Source organism: Teichococcus aestuarii (assembly GCF_003116135.1).
Lineage (GTDB): Bacteria > Pseudomonadota > Alphaproteobacteria > Acetobacterales > Acetobacteraceae > Pseudoroseomonas > Pseudoroseomonas aestuarii.
The window spans coordinates 38,187-52,835 of record NZ_PDOA01000021.1; the positions used below are offsets into that span (position 1 = coordinate 38,187).

Here is a 14,649-nt window from a genome sequence, read left to right on the forward strand (position 1 = left end):
CGGGGCAATGGCGGGGTCGTTCCGGTGCGTGACAGGACAGCCAATCTGCCCGAAAATAGTCGTGAGCCGGCAGGTTGAAGCCGGTCCAGTCCAAGGAGTCTTCGGCGCAATGATCCGTCGTCAATTGCTGGCTGGCGGGGCCGTCATGGGGGCCTCGGCCCTGGCCGCCCCTGCCATCGCCCAGACCGCTCCCGAAATCCGCTGGCGCCTCGCAAGCTCCTTCCCGCGCTCGCTCGACACCATCTACGGCGCCGGCGAGCACGTGGCCAAGCGCGTCGCCGCGCTGACCGACAACCGGTTCCAGATCCGCGCCTTCCCGGCCGGCGAGCTGGTGCCCGGGCTGCAGGTGGCGGACGCCGTGCAGAACGGCACGGTGGAGTGCGCCCACACCGCCTCCTACTACTTCGTCGGCAAGGACCCGACCTTCGCCTTCGACGGCGCCGTGCCCTTCGGCATGAACATGCGCCAGACCAACGCCTGGCTACAGCAGGGCGGCGGGCGCGACGTGTTGAAAGAGTTCTTCGCCACCTACAACATGGTCTCCATCCCGGCCGGCAACACGGGCGCGCAGATGGGCGGCTGGTTCCGCAAGGAGATCAAGACCGTCAAGGACCTGGAGGGGCTGAAGTTCCGCGTCGGCGGCTTCGCCGGCAACGTGCTGCAGAAGCTCGGCGTGGTGCCGCAGCAGATCGCCGGCGGCGACATCTACCCGGCGCTGGAGAAGGGCACGATCGACGCCGCCGAGTGGATCGGCCCCTATGACGACGAGAAGCTCGGCTTCAACCGCGTCGCGCCCTTCTACTACTACCCGGGCTGGTGGGAGGGGTGCCTCAACCTCTCCATGTTCATCAACAAGGCGAAGTACGAGGAGCTGCCGCAGCTCTACAAGGAGGCGCTGGAGAGCGCCTGCCGCGACGCCACCATCGAGACGATGGCGAAGTACGACGTGCAGAACCCGCCCGCGCTGCGCCGGCTGATCGCCGGCGGCGCGCAGCTCCGCCCCTTCCCGCGCGACGTGATGCAGGCGAGCTACAAGGCGGCCTTCGAGCTGTATGACGAGACGGCGGCGAAGAACGAGACCTTCAAGAAGGTCTATGCCCACTGGAAGGCCTTCCGCGACGAGCAGTATGGCTGGTTCCGCGTGGCCGAGTACAGCTTCGACCAGTTCGTCTATGCCATGTACGGCCAGGAGGCGCAGGCGCGCCGCTGACCGCGACGCCGGCGCCGCCCCCGCGGGCGGCGCCGGCCCTCTTCAACTTCCAACCCGGAGGGTTCCGGCGAATGGGTGCCCTGCTTGGCTTCAGTCGGGCGATGGACCGTATCAACACGAGCATGGGCGTCGTCGCCTACTGGCTGGTCCTGCTGGCCGTCGTGACCAGCGCCGGCAATGCCGTGGTGCGCTACGCGTTCAGTTATTCCTCGAACGCCTGGCTGGAGGTGCAGTGGTACTTCTTCGCCGGCATCGTCATGCTCGGCGCGGCGCCGACGCTGCTGCGCAACGAGCATGTGCGGGTGGACCTGGTGTTCGGCAACCTGTCGGAGCGCAAGCGGCTCTGGGTCGATGTGTTCGGCCTGGTGCTGTTCCTGCTGCCCGCCATGGGGCTGATGGCCTGGATGACCTGGCCCTTCTTCCTCGACAGCTTCCAGCGCATGGAGGAATCCTCCAATGCCGGCGGGCTGATCCGCTGGCCGGTGAAGCTGATCCTGCCGGTCGGCTTCGTGCTGATCTGGCTGCAGGGCCTGTCCGAGCTGATCAAGCGGGTGGCGCTGCTGCGCGGCATCCGGCCCGATGCCGAGGTGGTCACCGAATACCACCGCCCCGACCAATAAATCCCACCCGTAGCGCGGAAACCTCACCCCGATGGTAACTCTCGAGATGATGCCGCCGCTGATGTTCGGCGGCCTCGTCATCTTCCTGCTGATCGGCTTCCCGGTGGCCTTCTCGCTGGCCGCGGTCGGGCTGTTCTTCGGCTTCTTCTCGATCGAGCTGGGCTTCTTCACCACGGCCTATCTCGGCAACCTGCCCTTCCGCGTGTTCGGCATCATGTCGAACGAGCTGCTGCTCTCCATCCCCTTCTTCACGCTGATGGGGGCGGTGCTGGAGCGCTGCGGGCTGGCGGAGGACCTGCTGGAGGGCACCGGCCAGCTCTTCGGCAAGATCCCGGGCGGCCTGGCCGTCGCGGTGGTGCTGGTGGGCGCGGTGCTCGGCGCCATCACCGGCACGGTGGCGGCCAGCGTCATCGCCATGGGCATGATCAGCCTGCCGGTGATGCTGCGCTACGGCTACGACATGCGCATCGCCACCGGCGTCATCGCCGCCTCCGGCACCATCGCGCAGCTGATCCCGCCCTCGCTGGTGCTGATCCTGCTGGGCGACCAGCTCGGCAAGAGCGTCGGCGACATGTATGCCGGCGCCATCGGCCCCTCGCTGCTGCAGATCTCGCTGTTCCTGCTGTTCATCGCGGGCGTCGCCATCCTGCAGCCGCACCGCGTGCCGCCGCTGCCGCCCGAGGCGCTGGGGCCGCGCGGCTGGCCGCTCTACTGGCGCGTCATCAAGGGCATGGTGCCCTCGATCGTGCTCATCTTCCTGGTGCTGGGCACCATCTTCCTGGGCCTCGCCACGCCGACCGAGGCGGGCGCCATGGGCGCCTGCGGCGCCATCCTGCTGGCCGCCATCAACCGCCGCCTCACCTGGCCGCTGATGCGCCAGGCGATGGAGAACACCATGCGCCTGACGGCCATGGTCATCTTCATCCTGGTGGGCTCCACCGTGTTCTCCCTGGTGTTCCAGGGCGTCGATGGCGGAATCTGGATCGAGCACATGCTCTCCCACCTGCCGGGCGGGCAGACGGGCTTCCTGATCTTCGTCAACATCTTCGTCTTCTTCCTGGCCTTCTTCCTCGACTTCTTCGAGATCGTCTTCATCGTGGTGCCGCTGCTCGGGCCCGTGGCGGCGAAGCTCGACATCAACCTGGTCTGGTTCGGCGTGCTGCTCTGCGTGAACCTGCAGACTAGCTTCATGCACCCGCCCTTCGGCTTCGCGCTGTTCTACCTGCGCGGCGTGGCGCCCAAGACGGTGCTGACGCGGGACATCTACTGGGGCGCCATCCCCTGGCTGTGCCTGCAGCTGGTGCTGGTGGCCATCGTCATCCTCTGGCCGGAGAGCGTCACCTACTGGCTGGACAAGGGCACCGGCGTCGACCCCGGCAGCGTGGTGATCGACGTGCCGATGCCCGACATGAACGACGAGGCGGCACCGCTGATCTTCAAGTGAGATTGGCGCCGCGCTGAACGGGGGAAGGCCCGCGCCACACCGGCGCGGGCCTTTTTTCATGCCCCCGGCGCGGCCGGGGGCGCCGCCATGCCGCGCGTGCGCCACAGCGAGTAGAGGATGCCCGCCGCCAGGATGGCGAAGGTGACGCCGAGCGAGAGGGCGGGCGGCACCTTGCCGGTCTCGGGGAAGAGCAGGTCCGCCACGAAGATCTTGCCGCCGATGAACACCAGCAGCACCGAGAGCGCGTATTTCAGGTAGTGGAAGCGGTGCACCATGGCCGAGAGCGCGAAGTAGAGCGCGCGCAGGCCGAGGATGGCGAAGATGTTCGAGGTGTAGACGATGAAGGGGTCGGTGGTGATGGCGAAGATCGCCGGCACCGAATCCACCGCGAAGATGACGTCCGCCACCTCCACCAGCACCAGCGCCAGGAAGAGCGGCGTCATGAACAGGGCCGGGCGGCCGGTGGCCGGGTCCGGCTGGCGGATGAAGAAGCGCTCGCCGTGCAGCCCCTCCGTCACGCGGAAGCGGCGGCGGATGAGGCGGAGCAGCGGGTTGCCGGCGATGTCCGGCTTGGCGTCCGCCATCCGCCACATCTTGATGCCGGTGAGGATGAGGAAGCCGGCGAACAGGTAGAGCACCCAGGCGAATTGCTGCACGATGGCGGCGCCGAGGCCGATCATGACGGCGCGCAGCACGATGACGCCGAGGATGCCCCAGAACAGCACGCGGTGCTGGTAGAGGCGGGGCACGGCGAAGTAGCCGAAGATCATGGCGATGACGAAGACATTGTCCATCGCCAGCGTCTTCTCGACGATGAAGCCGGTCCAGTAGAGCTGGGCGGCGGTGGCGCCGTCGAGCGCGCCCTCCAGGGGCGGGCGGAGATGGTCGAAGGAATACCAGACCCAGCCGCCGAACAGCAGGCCGAGGCCGATATAGACGGCGGAGAGGATCAGGCTCTCGCGCACGCCGATCTCGCGGCTCTCGCGGTGCAGGACCCCGAGGTCGAGCACCAGCAGGGTGACGACGAGCGCCATGAAGGCGAGCCACATCCAGACGGGCGTGGCCAGGAAGCTGGCTGTGAGGAATTCCAAGGTCGGCTCCGGCATGGTCGGGCCCCTCCGGCGGAGGGGCGGGATCAAGCGATGTGTCCGACATCGCAGGCGCCGCGGGGCGCGCTGCCAGAGGGAACCGGACGCCGGATGACGTGGCCCGGCCCAGGCTCCGTTCAAGACGGCGGCGCGGGCGGCGCGCCGATTTTCCCGCCCCGCCCGTTCCTCCCGCCTTCCCCGCCCCTCAGTCCAGCACGCCGCGGATCAGGGCGATGCGCGTCGTCTCGCCGGTGATGCCGAAATCGTCGTCGTTGACGAGGACCAGGGTGCGGTCCGGCAGGATGGCGATGCCCTCGATCTTGCCGGGCAGCTCGGGGTGGTCGGCGCTGTCCAGCACCAGCCGCTTGGCCAGCGGCACGAGGCCGGTGCCCGAGAGGCCGGTGCCCGAGAGGTCGTTGCGCTGCTCCAGGCTGGGGCGGGTGGCCGCGTCGTCCCAGGCGGTGCCGGCGATGTCGGTGGCGCCCTGGTCCAGCCGCACCTCGTAGAGCTTGGTGGTGCGCTCGGTGCGCTCCAGCACCAGCAGCCGCTCGGGCCCGAGCCAGGCCAGCTCGGAGATGCGCGGGTCGCTCTGCCGCTCGGAGGGATCGTTGCGGAAGCTGCGCGGGTCGTCGAGCTGGTAGACCCATTCGCCCGTCACCCGCCCGGCGGTGGGGTCGAAGCGGAGCAGCCGGGTGTTGCGCGCGGCGCGGTAGGCGGCGGCGTCCGGGTTGGCCAGCGGGTTCTGCAGGATGGCGTAGAGGGTGGCGCCGTCCGGCGTGCCGGCCATGCTCTCGATGCCGCGGTTGGACTGGCGCCGGGCCAGGATGGCCGGCAGGCCGGGCTCGATGCGGTAGCCCGCGCCGGCGAACTCGCCCTCCGTGCCGGCGGGGACGACGCGGCGCAGGATGCGGCCATCGGCCGCCACCTCGACCAGCGAGGGGCCGTTCTCCTCGCCCACCCAGAAGCGGCCATCGGGCAGGCGCAGCAGCCCCTCGGCGTCGATGGCGGCGGGGTCGTGCGGCAGGGCGCGGCCGGTGCCGTCCAGCGGCGTCTCGGTGCGGCCGGGCAGCGGGTTGGTCAGGCCGCTGACGGGCCGGCCGTCGGGCCGCTTCAGCGCGATGGCCTCGAAGAGGCGGAAGCGCTTCTCGGCGGGCAGGAGCTGCACGCCGTAGAAGGTGGGGGCGTAGCGCGGCACCGGGTAGAGGCGGCCGCGCCGGTCCTCGGCGCAGATCGCCTCCGGCTTCAGGCCGGTGACCGGCTCGGCATCGGCGCAGGCGATGTTCGGGCCACGGTCGGAGAGGGTGTAGAGGATGTCCGCCGGGTCGCCCGGGCGATGGTGGGCGGCGCTGCCGATGCCCACCGAGAGCTCCAGCGCCCGGCCACCCGGGAAGGTGTGGCGGCCGAGGCGCAGCGCCGGGTCGTCGCTCTCCAGCATGGTGATCTCGGGCGCCGCGAGGGCGGGGGCGGCGAGGACGGGAAGCAGCAGGCCGCAGGTGAGCAGAAGGCGTCGCATGGTGGGAATCCGCGCATGGGAGATGGCGCGGACCCTAGCGGCCGCCTCAGGCGCTGCCGCGTGACCCTTCCATGACAGCCGCGTCCTCCGCATGGCCGGCGGCCCAGGCGGCGCGGCGCATCCGGTCCTCGCCCGCCACCGCCAGCCCCAGCAGCGGGCCGAACTTGAAGCCATGGCCGGAGAAGCCGCTCATCACCAGTGCCCGGGGCCCGATCGGCTCCAGCAGGAAGCGCTCCTCTGGCTCCACGTCGTAGTAGCAGGCGCGGGCGCCGAGCACGCGGTAGCCCGCCGCGCCGCGCAGCCGGGGGCGGGCCAGGGCGAGGATGGCCTCCGCCTCGGCCGGGCTGGCCTCGCGCGGGTCGTCGGCCTCGCCCTGGCAGGAGAAGCGGTGGTCGCCGATCTTCAGCGCCGTGCCTGCCACCGGCGGCACGGCGTAGAAGCCGCCCCGCTCGGAGAGGTCGAGCAGCATCGGCGCGGCGGCCCAGGCGGCGCGGTGCTCCGGCGGCGGCTCCAGATAGACGACGATCTGCCGCGAGGGCGTGACGCGCGCGGCGAGGCCAGGCAGGAAGCGCGGCGCCCAGGGGCCGGCGGCCACCACCAGCAGGTCTCCGCCCAGGGTGGTGCCGTCCTCCAGCGCCAGGGTGGCGCGTTCCGGGTCGGCCGAACGCGCGCGGGCGCGGCGGAAGGCGACGCCGCGCGCCGCCAGATGCGCCGCCAGCGCCGCCACGATGCGCCGCGCCAGCAGCACGCCGCCCGGCGCCATGTGGAAGGCCTCCCTCACCCCCGCCGCGGTGAGCATGGGAAAGCGCCGCTCCAGCGCGGCGGGGTCGAGATCGGTGAAGGCATGGCCGTCGGCGGCCAGGGCGGCGCGGCTCTCGGCCAGCCAGCCGGGGCCGGATTCCCCGCCGCCTCCCCCGCCCAGGGCCAGCACGCCGGTCGGCACGTGCAGCGTCTCGCCGAGGTCGGCCCAGAGCCGGTCCCAGGCGGCGTAGGCGGCGTCCACCATCCGCATGTAGCCGCGCTCGGCGCCATAGGCGTGGCGGATCAGGCGGTGGTCGTCGACGCTGGCGCCGCGCGGGTTGGGGCAGTCATCCTGCTCCACCACGGTGACGGACCAGCCCGCCCGGGACAGGCCCCAGGCGGCGGAGAGGCCCATGATCCCGGCCCCGAGGACAAGCGCGTTCGGCATGGCGCGCAGCATGACGCGGCGGGGCGGAAAGGCAACGGCCTGGCGGCCCGCCTCTCAGGCCGGCGCCACCGAGAGGGCGATCAGCCCCTCCAGCGCCTCGCCGGGCGCCAGCACGCGCATGGCGCCGTGCGGGGCCAGGAAGGGGCGGTTGATGACATCCGGCACATGGCTCACCGGCTCCAGGCAGAGCACCGGATGGTCGGCGGGCGCGTAGAATTGCAGGTTGTGCGCCCAGTCGCCGCTGGCGCGCAGCGTCAGCGCCATGTCCGGGCGGCGCAGCTCGGCCAGCCCGTCCCAGCCGGCGAAATGCGCGTCGGTGCCGAGCCAGTCCAGCTCGCCGCCCTCCAGCCCGGCGCTGTCCTGCGCGGCGACGGGCAGCTTGCGCGCATCGCGCAGGAAGGTGGCGCGCGCGGCGAAGCGGAGGGTGCAGCCGGGCGGCCGCGCGAACCAGGGGTGCCAGCCGAAGCCCATCGGGCAGGGCGCGGTGCCGGCGTTGCGCACCGTCATGGCCAGGCGCAGCCCTTCCGGCCCCAGCGCCACGCGCAGCCGGGCGTGGTAGTGGAACGGCCCGCGGGCAAGGGACTGGGTCAGCACCGCCACCGCCGCGCCCCGCTCCTCCACCTGCCAGGGCGCGAGGCGGGAGAGGCCGTGCAGCGCGTTGCCCTCCTGCGGATGGGTCAGCGGGAAGACATGGGTGGCGCCGGCCCAGGGGAAGCGGCCGCCATCGAGGCGGTTGGTCCAGGGCAGCATCCAGAAGGCGCCGGCCGGGGTGGAATTGGGGTCGCGGCCGGCGAGCGGCGCCAGGATGGGGCGCCCTTCATGCTCCAGCGCGACGAAGGCGGCGCCCTCCTCCGGGCTCAGCTCGGCCCGCCAGGGACCGGATTCGAGGCGCATGGAAGCTTCCTTGGCGGTGCGGCGGGGGAAGGATAGGCCTCCCCCGCCCCGCGCGCCAGACCGGGGCGGGGCCGGTCAGTCGAGGGCGAAGGTCTCGCGCGGGCTGGGCCCGGCGCGGCTGTAGTCGCTGGCGCAGTAGGCGCCACCCTGGTAGCGCTCGGTCACCGGGTTGCCGGAGACCTTGCCGCCCACCTGCTCGCGGAACGCCTCGGCGCTGTCCTGCGGCTGCCAGCCGATGCGGTCGCGGTGGTCGGTGCCCCAATAGGTGGCGGGGTTGTCGCTGGCGCCCCAGATCACGGCATGGCCGACCTTCGGCGCCGCGATGAAGTCGGCGCAGAGCCGCGCCAGGTCGGCGAAGGAGAGCCAGGTGGAGAGCATCCGGGCATCCACCGGCTCGGGGAAGCAGGAGCCGATGCGGACGTTGAGGTTCTCCACCCCGTGCTTGTCCCAGTAGAGCCGGCCCATCAGCTCGCCATAGGCCTTGGAGAGGCCGTAGAAGCTGTCGGGGCGGAAGGCGCAGTCGGCATCCAGCTTCGCGGCGTTGCCCGAGGGGCGCTCATGGAAGCCGATGCTGTGGTTGGAGCTGGCGAACAGCACCCGCGCCCCCTCGCGCCGCGCCGCCTCGTAGACGTGGTAGAGGCCGCGGATGTTGGGGTCCAGCACCTCCTCGAAGGGCCGGTCGACCGAGACGCCGCCGAAATGCAGGATCGCCTGGCAGCCCTCGGCGATGCGCATCATCGCCAGCCCGTCGCCGAGATCCACGGTGGTGAACCTGGCCCCTTCCGGCAGGGGGTCGGGGAAGGGCTTGATGTCGGTCAGCACCAGGCTGTGGCCGCGCGCCGACAGCTCGGCCGCCAGCATGCGGCCGAGATTGCCGGAGGCGCCGGTCAGCAGGACGGGCTTTTGCGAAGCGGTCATCGGGTTGCGGTCCTCAGGAATTCAACGGCCGCGCGTCACTGGCCGTAGCCGAGCAGCAGGCGCGGCAGGGTGAGGGAAACAGCGGGCCAGTAGGTGGTCAAGGCCAGCGCCACCAGGATGGCGCCATAGAACGGCCAGATGCCCTTCATTGTCTGCTCGATGCGGATCTTGCCGATGGCGCAGCCGACGAACAGCACCGCGCCGACCGGCGGCGTGGTAAGGCCGAGGCCGAGATTCATCATCACCACCATGCCGAACTGCACCGGGTCCATGCCCAGCGCCTGCACCACGGGCAGGAAGATGGGCGTGGTGATCAGGATCAGCGCCGCCATGTCCATGACGCAGCCGAGCAGCAGCAGCGCCACGTTGATCAGCAGCAGGATGACGATGGGGTTGTCGCTGATTGCCAGCATCCCGCGCGTCAGCATGTCGGCGAAGCCGTAGAGGGCGAGCAGGTAGGCGAAGGCCGTGGCGGTGCCCACCAGCAGCAGCACCACGGCGGTGGTGCGCACCGAGGCGGCGAGGGCGATCTTGAAGGTTTCCCAGGTCAGGCCGCGATAGACGATCAGCGTGGTCAGCACCGCCCAGATGGCGCCGAAGGCGGCCGATTCGGTGACGGTGAACACGCCGCCCAGCACGCCGCCCAGGATGATGACGCCGGTCATCAGCCCCGGCAGGGCGTCGAGGAAGGTCATCAGCAGGTGGCGGAAGCCCTGCCACTGCTCGGCCGGGTAGCCGCGCCGCACCGCCAGCACATAGGCGGCAACCGCGAGGCAGGCGCACATGATGACGCCCGGCACGATGCCGGCGAAGAACAGCGCCGAGACCGAGATGCCGCCCCCCGCCGCCAGGCTGTAGAGGATCATGTTGTGGCTGGGCGGGATCATGATGCCGGCGATCGAGGCCGTGACGGTCACGTTCACCGCGTAGTCGGTGTCGTAGCCCTTCTGCTTCATCGCCGGGATCAGCACGGTGCCGAGCGCCGAGGCGTCGGCCACCGCCGAGCCGGAGATGCCGCCGAACAGCATGGAGGCGGCGACGTTCACCAGGCCGAGCCCGCCGCGCATCCAGCCCACCAGCCCGGCCGCCACAGCGATCAGCCGGCGGGCGATGCCGCCATGCATCATGATCTCGCCGGCGAAGATGAAGAACGGGATGGCGAGCAGGGAGAACATGCTCATCCCCGACGTCATCTGCTGGAACACCACGGCGGGGCTGATGCCCTCCCACAGGAAGCCGGCCAGCGCGGCGAGGCCCAGCGTGAAGGCCACCGGCACCCCCATGACGATGCCGGCGAAGAAGACGAGGAAGAGAAGGATCAGGCCGATTTCCACGCAGGGCTACTCCAGCGACAGGGCGGCGCGCTGCTCCGTGTGGCGGTGCCGCAGCGCGAGCAGGACCTGCTCGATTGAGAACAGGGTGATGAGCGCGCCGCAGAGGGTCAGCGGCAGGTAGGTCCAGATCTGGCTGATGCCGAGCAGCGGGATGCGGATGCCCTGGCTGGTCGCCACCAGCTCCCAGGACCACCAGGCCATGGCGAGGCCGAACAGGCCCACGACAACGTCGGAGGCCAGCTCCGCCGCCCAGCGTGCCGGCGCCGGCAGCGCGTCGCGGAAGCCAAGGACGGAGAGGTGGAAGCGCTCGCGCACCCCCACGGCGGCGACCGGCAGCACGATGCCAAGGACGATGAGGACGGCGGCCCGCTCCACCCAGGTGGGCGTGTCGTTCAGCACGTAGCGGCCGAACACCATCCAGCCGGTGATGGCCACCAGCAGCACCATGGCGGCGGAGGCCAGGACGATGACGATGCGGGCGAGAATATCGAGCAGGCGCGAGAAGGCTGCCATCGCGGCGGGGCTCCCTGCATGGCGCGGATGGAAAAAGGGCGCGGCACCCGGTGGGATGCCGCGCCCCGGCCTGTCAGGGCGTCTCGCGGATGCGGCGGACCAGGTCGGCCATGCGCGGGTCGGTCGCGTACTTCTTGTAGACCGGCTCCATCAGCTGCTGCCACGGGCCGCGGTCGGTGATGTCGGTCACCTGCGCGCCGCCGGCGATCACCTTCTCCCGGCTCACCCGCTCGCGCTCCGCCCAGAGCTGGCGCTGGTACTGCGCCGATTCGCGGGCGGCGGCACGGAGCATGTCCTTGTCGGCCTGGTTCAGCCGGCGCCAGCGCAGGGAGGAGACCGCCAGCACCTCCGGCACGTTGGAGTGCTCAGTGGTGGCGAAGTACTTGGCCACCTCGAAGTGGCGGGTGCTCTCGTAGGAGGGCCAGTTGTTCTCGGCGCCATCGATGACGCCGGATTGCAGCGAGGTGTACACCTCGCCGAAGGGCAGCGGCGTCGCGTTGGCGCCCAGCGCCTTGATGATGTCGATCCACAGGTCCGAGGTCTGCACGCGGATCTTCATGCCGCGCAGGTCGGCCGGCACCTTCACCGGGCGGATGGTGTACATGCTGCGCGCGCCGGCGTCGTACCAGGCCAGCGGCACGATGCCGGCATTGGCCAGGTCCTCGGCCACCGTGTCGCCGATCGGGCCGTCCACCACCGTGTGCTGGTGCGCCACGGAGCGGAACAGGAAGGGCAGCGTCAGCACCTGCGTGCTGGGGACGATGTTGTTCAGCCCGCTCATGTTGAACTCGGCGAAGTCGATCGAGCCCAGCCGCATCTGCTGGATCGCCTCGTCCTGCTGGCCGAGCTGCGCCGAATGGAAGGTCTTCATCCGGATGCGGTTGTTGCTGCGCTGGGCCACCAGCTCGGTGAAGCGGTCCATGCCCTTGGAGACGGGGTAGTCCGGCGGGTGGATGTTCCAGCCGCGCCATTCCTGCGCCTGGCTGGGCGTGGAGGTCCAGCCCAGCAGCGCCACCGCGGCCGCGGCCGCCCAATTCATCAGACGTCGGGTCATCATACTTCCCCCCGCATGTTTTCGTTGGGGAAAGCGTGCCTCCGAAACGGCCCGGTTGTCAAACTCCCCGATCGCGGTCTCTTGCCCTGCGCCGCCACCCGCCGCAGCATGCCCGCCCCTTCCTCCGCCGCCGCCAGGATCGCCCTTTCCGCATGCCGCACCGCGCCGCCAGCTTCGCCCCCACCCTCTCCCAGGCCGCCCAGGACCTTGCCACCGGCCGCACCACCGCCCTGGCGCTGACCGAGGCCGCCCTGGCCCGCATCGCCGACCCCACCGGCGAGGGCGCGCGGGCCTTCGTGGCGGTGCAGGCGGAGCAGGCCCTGGCCACGGCCCGCGCCATGGATTCGCTGCGCGCCGCCGGCCGCGCCCCCTCCCCCTGGGCCGGCATCCCGATCTCCATCAAGGACCTGTTCGACCAGCAGGGCGTGCCCACCCGCGCCGGCGCCGTGGCGCTGGACGACGCAGCCCCCGCCACGGCCACCGCCCCCGCCGTGGCGCGGCTGGAGCGCGCCGGCTTCGTCGTGCTCGGCCGCACCAACATGGTGGAGTTCGCCTTCAGCGGCCTGGGCGTGAACCCGCACCACGGCACGCCGCTCTCGCCCTGGGACCGCGCCACGGGGCGGCTGCCCGGCGGCTCCTCCTCCGGCGCCGCCGTGGCGGTGGCCGAGGGCATGGGCCTCGGCGCGCTGGGCTCCGACACCGGCGGCTCCTGCCGCGTGCCGGCGGCGCTGTGCGGCATCGTCGGCTACAAGCCCACCGCGAAGCGGGTGCCGCTGGAAGGCGTGCTGCCGCTCTCCTTCTCGCTCGACAGCATCGGGCCGCTGGCCAACACCGCCGGCTGCTGCGCCGTGCTGCACGCGCTGATGGCCGGCGCCGGGCACGCCGCGCCGCCGCCCGCCCGCCCGGTGGCCGGGCTGCGCCTCGGCATCCCCGAGGACACCTTCCTGTTCGAGGGGGTGGAGCCGGCGGTGCTGGCCGCCTTCGACCGCGCCGTGGCGCGGCTGGAACAGGCCGGCGCACGCATCGAGCGCTTCGCCCTGCCGGAGCTGGCCGAGATCCCGAAGGCGAATGCCACGGGCGGCTTCGCGGCGGTGGAAGCCTATGCCTGGCACCGCGCCCTGCTCGCCCGCGCCGCCGACCGCTACGACCCGCGCATCCGGGCCCGCATCCAGCGCGGCGCGGCGATGAGCGCCGCCGACTACATCGCCCTGCAACAGGACCGCGCCCGCATCATCGCCGCCACGGCGGCGCGCACCGCGCCCTATGACGCGGTGCTCTGCCCGACCACCGCCCTGACCCCGCCCGCCCTCTCCGAGGTGGCGGAGGAGGCCGAGTACAACCGCATCAACCTGCTGCTGCTGCGCAACACGGCGGCCTTCAACTTCCTCGACCGCTGCAGCATCAGCCTGCCCTGCCATGCCCCGGGCGAGGCCCCGGTGGGGCTGATGCTGACCGGCGCCCATGACGGCGACGCCGCGCTGTTCGCCATTGCCGTGGCGGTGGAGGCGGCCCTGGCGGCCTGAGCTTGGCAGCCTGAGAGCGCCGGCCTGAGAGTGCGATCCGGGGCTTCCCTTGCCGGCCGCATCCGGCTAAAGAAGCCCCTGGCGAGGACCCGTAGCTCAGCTGGATAGAGCGTTGCCCTCCGAAGGCAAAGGTCGTACGTTCGAATCGTATCGGGTCCGCCAATCTTTTCAGTGCCTTAGGCGAATTCAAGCACCAAGGCAGGTTGCTGGTGTCACCACAGAGTCACCAGCAGGGCGGTTAGACCGCAGAACCTCAGAGACGATTCGCTTGGTTGGGCTCGCTTTGGCGGGCCTTTTCTGCGTCTGAGGCCGCGGAAGCAGGGTGGAACCAATCGACGAATTTTATCTTCCCCCAACTCCTCATGGTCAGCTCCACCTATGCTGCGTTCCATGCCACTGGGGCAGAGATGACCACCACGCTGCGGATCGAGCCCAAAAAGCTGGAGACGCTGAAGATCATGGCCCATCGACGCGGGATGAGGGTCAAGGAGATGGTGCTGGTGGCTATCGACGAGTACGTGACCAGGGCCTGAAGGTAGACAGATGGCTAAGTGGGACTCTCAGCTTCGGCGCCTTGCTGACATGAAGGGCGCTGCTTTCATTCCCTGTCGGGCAGATGAGCGTCAGGCCTTGAAGGCCGCTGCCCTCAATATGGCCCAGCGGCTTCGTGCGGAGCATGTAGGAGTTGATGAGACGCGCGCCGACGGCCTGAAGATTAGCTTCGGAAGGGTGGCTCAATGAGCTGCGGCGCCAAGGCAAGCGGGATGGGCCGGTCAGCCTGGATTAGGTATCAGTGTATCCAAGGATTGGAGGAGGGTTGAATGGGTTTGCCGCCGCCCGAAAACTACCTGGTCACCCAGCAGACCTCCGTGCGGACCGTCACGGGAAGCACGGCGCCATTGGAACCAGGCCATGTGGTCGTCATGCGTGACGACTTCGCCGAAAACATCAATTATATCGGGCACATTTCTATCAGCGCCGTCTATGGCGAGGTGAAGCGCCTTGTGGCCTCTGGCCATATGAGGCGCATGAAGTAGCGCCCAGGAATGGCAGTTGCCGAACTCGATGGAGAAGATGGTCGAAGGAAGGTGCGGCACTGTGCCGCACCTTCTCGACGGGTATCACGCGCGCAACAGCGCTTTTAATGGCCTTTTTTAAGGGCCTCGTCGCGCGCTTCCTCCTCAGCCGCCTTGCGGTAGCTGTGGATCTCAGTTCGATAGATCGCCTCGAACAGAGGGCGGAGTTGCGGCTCCGGGTGGTTGATCATGCGCTCGACAAAAGCGAGGCGAGAGCGAGCGGTTTCCATCAGGGTCTCCTGTGTTGAATGGAAGCCAGACCTTCGCGTCACG

15 protein-coding genes and 1 tRNA gene are annotated in these 14,649 nt (G+C 70.2%); 7 read left to right on the plus strand and 9 right to left on the minus strand.

Annotated features, from left to right (window positions below; translation table 11 throughout):
• Positions 1-109: 109 nt before the first annotated feature.
• The 3 genes from CR165_RS20500 (at position 110) to CR165_RS20510 (ending at position 3,274) form a co-directional block, all read left to right on the plus strand.
• Positions 110-1,210 (plus strand): TRAP transporter substrate-binding protein, encoded by a 1,101-nt coding sequence (locus tag CR165_RS20500; RefSeq protein ID WP_109518802.1) that lies wholly within the window; start codon positions 110-112, stop codon positions 1,208-1,210.
• A gap of 71 nt (positions 1,211-1,281) precedes the next feature.
• Entirely contained in the window at positions 1,282-1,830 is a 549-nt protein-coding gene (locus CR165_RS20505; protein WP_109518803.1) for a TRAP transporter small permease subunit, read from the plus strand.
• Between the two features lie 31 nt (positions 1,831-1,861).
• A complete protein-coding gene (locus CR165_RS20510) occupies positions 1,862-3,274 on the plus strand; it encodes a TRAP transporter large permease (protein WP_109518804.1) in 1,413 nt (470 codons plus the stop codon).
• A gap of 56 nt (positions 3,275-3,330) precedes the next feature.
• Here the strand turns inward: CR165_RS20510 and CR165_RS20515 are convergent, their stop codons facing one another.
• The 8 genes from CR165_RS20515 to CR165_RS20550 all read right to left on the minus strand — a co-directional run bounded on the left by CR165_RS20515 (position 3,331) and on the right by CR165_RS20550 (position 11,777).
• Positions 3,331-4,380, minus strand: coding sequence for a TerC family protein (locus CR165_RS20515; protein ID WP_109518805.1), 1,050 nt, complete (start codon positions 4,378-4,380; stop codon positions 3,331-3,333).
• 187 nt (positions 4,381-4,567) lie between these two features.
• Entirely contained in the window at positions 4,568-5,875 is a 1,308-nt protein-coding gene (locus tag CR165_RS20520) for an esterase-like activity of phytase family protein (RefSeq protein WP_109518806.1), read from the minus strand.
• A gap of 46 nt (positions 5,876-5,921) precedes the next feature.
• The gene (locus CR165_RS20525) at positions 5,922-7,064 is read right to left on the minus strand and encodes an FAD-dependent oxidoreductase (RefSeq protein ID WP_181378263.1); all 1,143 of its coding nucleotides are present in this window, start codon (positions 7,062-7,064) and stop codon (positions 5,922-5,924) included.
• Positions 7,065-7,118: 54 nt separating this feature from the next.
• Positions 7,119-7,958, minus strand: a complete 840-nt coding sequence (locus CR165_RS20530; protein ID WP_109518808.1) for an aldose epimerase family protein — start codon at positions 7,956-7,958, stop codon at positions 7,119-7,121.
• Between the two features lie 75 nt (positions 7,959-8,033).
• Positions 8,034-8,876 carry an NAD-dependent epimerase/dehydratase family protein gene (locus CR165_RS20535; RefSeq protein WP_109518809.1) on the minus strand — a complete coding sequence of 281 codons (843 nt, stop codon included), beginning with the start codon at positions 8,874-8,876 and terminating at the stop codon, positions 8,034-8,036.
• 35 nt (positions 8,877-8,911) lie between these two features.
• Positions 8,912-10,210, minus strand: coding sequence for a TRAP transporter large permease (locus tag CR165_RS20540; RefSeq protein ID WP_367604281.1), 1,299 nt, complete (start codon positions 10,208-10,210; stop codon positions 8,912-8,914).
• A gap of 6 nt (positions 10,211-10,216) precedes the next feature.
• A complete protein-coding gene (locus CR165_RS20545; protein WP_109518810.1) occupies positions 10,217-10,723 on the minus strand; it encodes a TRAP transporter small permease in 507 nt (168 codons plus the stop codon).
• Between the two features lie 73 nt (positions 10,724-10,796).
• Positions 10,797-11,777 (minus strand): TRAP transporter substrate-binding protein, encoded by a 981-nt coding sequence (locus tag CR165_RS20550; RefSeq protein WP_245906629.1) that lies wholly within the window; start codon positions 11,775-11,777, stop codon positions 10,797-10,799.
• 152 nt (positions 11,778-11,929) lie between these two features.
• Between CR165_RS20550 and CR165_RS20555 the strand changes: the two genes are divergently transcribed.
• From CR165_RS20555 to CR165_RS20565, 4 genes are all read left to right on the plus strand, one after another.
• Positions 11,930-13,300, plus strand: coding sequence for an amidase (locus CR165_RS20555; protein ID WP_109518812.1), 1,371 nt, complete (start codon positions 11,930-11,932; stop codon positions 13,298-13,300).
• Positions 13,301-13,385: 85 nt separating this feature from the next.
• A tRNA-Arg gene (locus CR165_RS20560) sits at positions 13,386-13,462 on the plus strand.
• Positions 13,463-13,707: 245 nt separating this feature from the next.
• The gene (locus CR165_RS26050; protein WP_281262116.1) at positions 13,708-13,833 is read left to right on the plus strand and encodes a hypothetical protein; all 126 of its coding nucleotides are present in this window, start codon (positions 13,708-13,710) and stop codon (positions 13,831-13,833) included.
• 288 nt (positions 13,834-14,121) lie between these two features.
• Entirely contained in the window at positions 14,122-14,337 is a 216-nt protein-coding gene (locus CR165_RS20565) for a hypothetical protein (protein WP_109518813.1), read from the plus strand.
• Between the two features lie 104 nt (positions 14,338-14,441).
• On the opposite strand, the gene CR165_RS25175 is transcribed toward CR165_RS20565, so the two are convergent.
• Positions 14,442-14,606, minus strand: a complete 165-nt coding sequence (locus CR165_RS25175) for a hypothetical protein (RefSeq protein WP_181378264.1) — start codon at positions 14,604-14,606, stop codon at positions 14,442-14,444.
• Positions 14,607-14,649: the final 43 nt, after the last annotated feature.

What these genes read in the sequence shown, in the direction of transcription:
- CR165_RS20500 (WP_109518802.1), top strand. Translation starts at nt 110, where the DNA reads ATGATCCGTCGTCAATTGCTGGCTGGCGGGGCCGTCATGGGGGCCTCG.
- CR165_RS20505 (WP_109518803.1), top strand. Translation starts at nt 1,282, where the DNA reads ATGGGTGCCCTGCTTGGCTTCAGTCGGGCGATGGACCGTATCAACACG.
- CR165_RS20510 (WP_109518804.1), top strand. Translation starts at nt 1,862, where the DNA reads ATGGTAACTCTCGAGATGATGCCGCCGCTGATGTTCGGCGGCCTCGTC.
- CR165_RS20515 (WP_109518805.1), bottom strand. Translation starts at nt 4,380, where the DNA reads ATGCCGGAGCCGACCTTGGAATTCCTCACAGCCAGCTTCCTGGCCACG.
- CR165_RS20520 (WP_109518806.1), bottom strand. Translation starts at nt 5,875, where the DNA reads ATGCGACGCCTTCTGCTCACCTGCGGCCTGCTGCTTCCCGTCCTCGCC.
- CR165_RS20525 (WP_181378263.1), bottom strand. Translation starts at nt 7,064, where the DNA reads ATGCCGAACGCGCTTGTCCTCGGGGCCGGGATCATGGGCCTCTCCGCC.
- CR165_RS20530 (WP_109518808.1), bottom strand. Translation starts at nt 7,958, where the DNA reads ATGCGCCTCGAATCCGGTCCCTGGCGGGCCGAGCTGAGCCCGGAGGAG.
- CR165_RS20535 (WP_109518809.1), bottom strand. Translation starts at nt 8,876, where the DNA reads ATGACCGCTTCGCAAAAGCCCGTCCTGCTGACCGGCGCCTCCGGCAAT.
- CR165_RS20545 (WP_109518810.1), bottom strand. Translation starts at nt 10,723, where the DNA reads ATGGCAGCCTTCTCGCGCCTGCTCGATATTCTCGCCCGCATCGTCATC.
- CR165_RS20550 (WP_245906629.1), bottom strand. Translation starts at nt 11,777, where the DNA reads ATGACCCGACGTCTGATGAATTGGGCGGCCGCGGCCGCGGTGGCGCTG.
- CR165_RS20555 (WP_109518812.1), top strand. Translation starts at nt 11,930, where the DNA reads ATGCCGCACCGCGCCGCCAGCTTCGCCCCCACCCTCTCCCAGGCCGCC.
- CR165_RS26050 (WP_281262116.1), top strand. Translation starts at nt 13,708, where the DNA reads ATGACCACCACGCTGCGGATCGAGCCCAAAAAGCTGGAGACGCTGAAG.
- CR165_RS20565 (WP_109518813.1), top strand. Translation starts at nt 14,122, where the DNA reads ATGGGTTTGCCGCCGCCCGAAAACTACCTGGTCACCCAGCAGACCTCC.
- CR165_RS25175 (WP_181378264.1), bottom strand. Translation starts at nt 14,606, where the DNA reads ATGGAAACCGCTCGCTCTCGCCTCGCTTTTGTCGAGCGCATGATCAAC.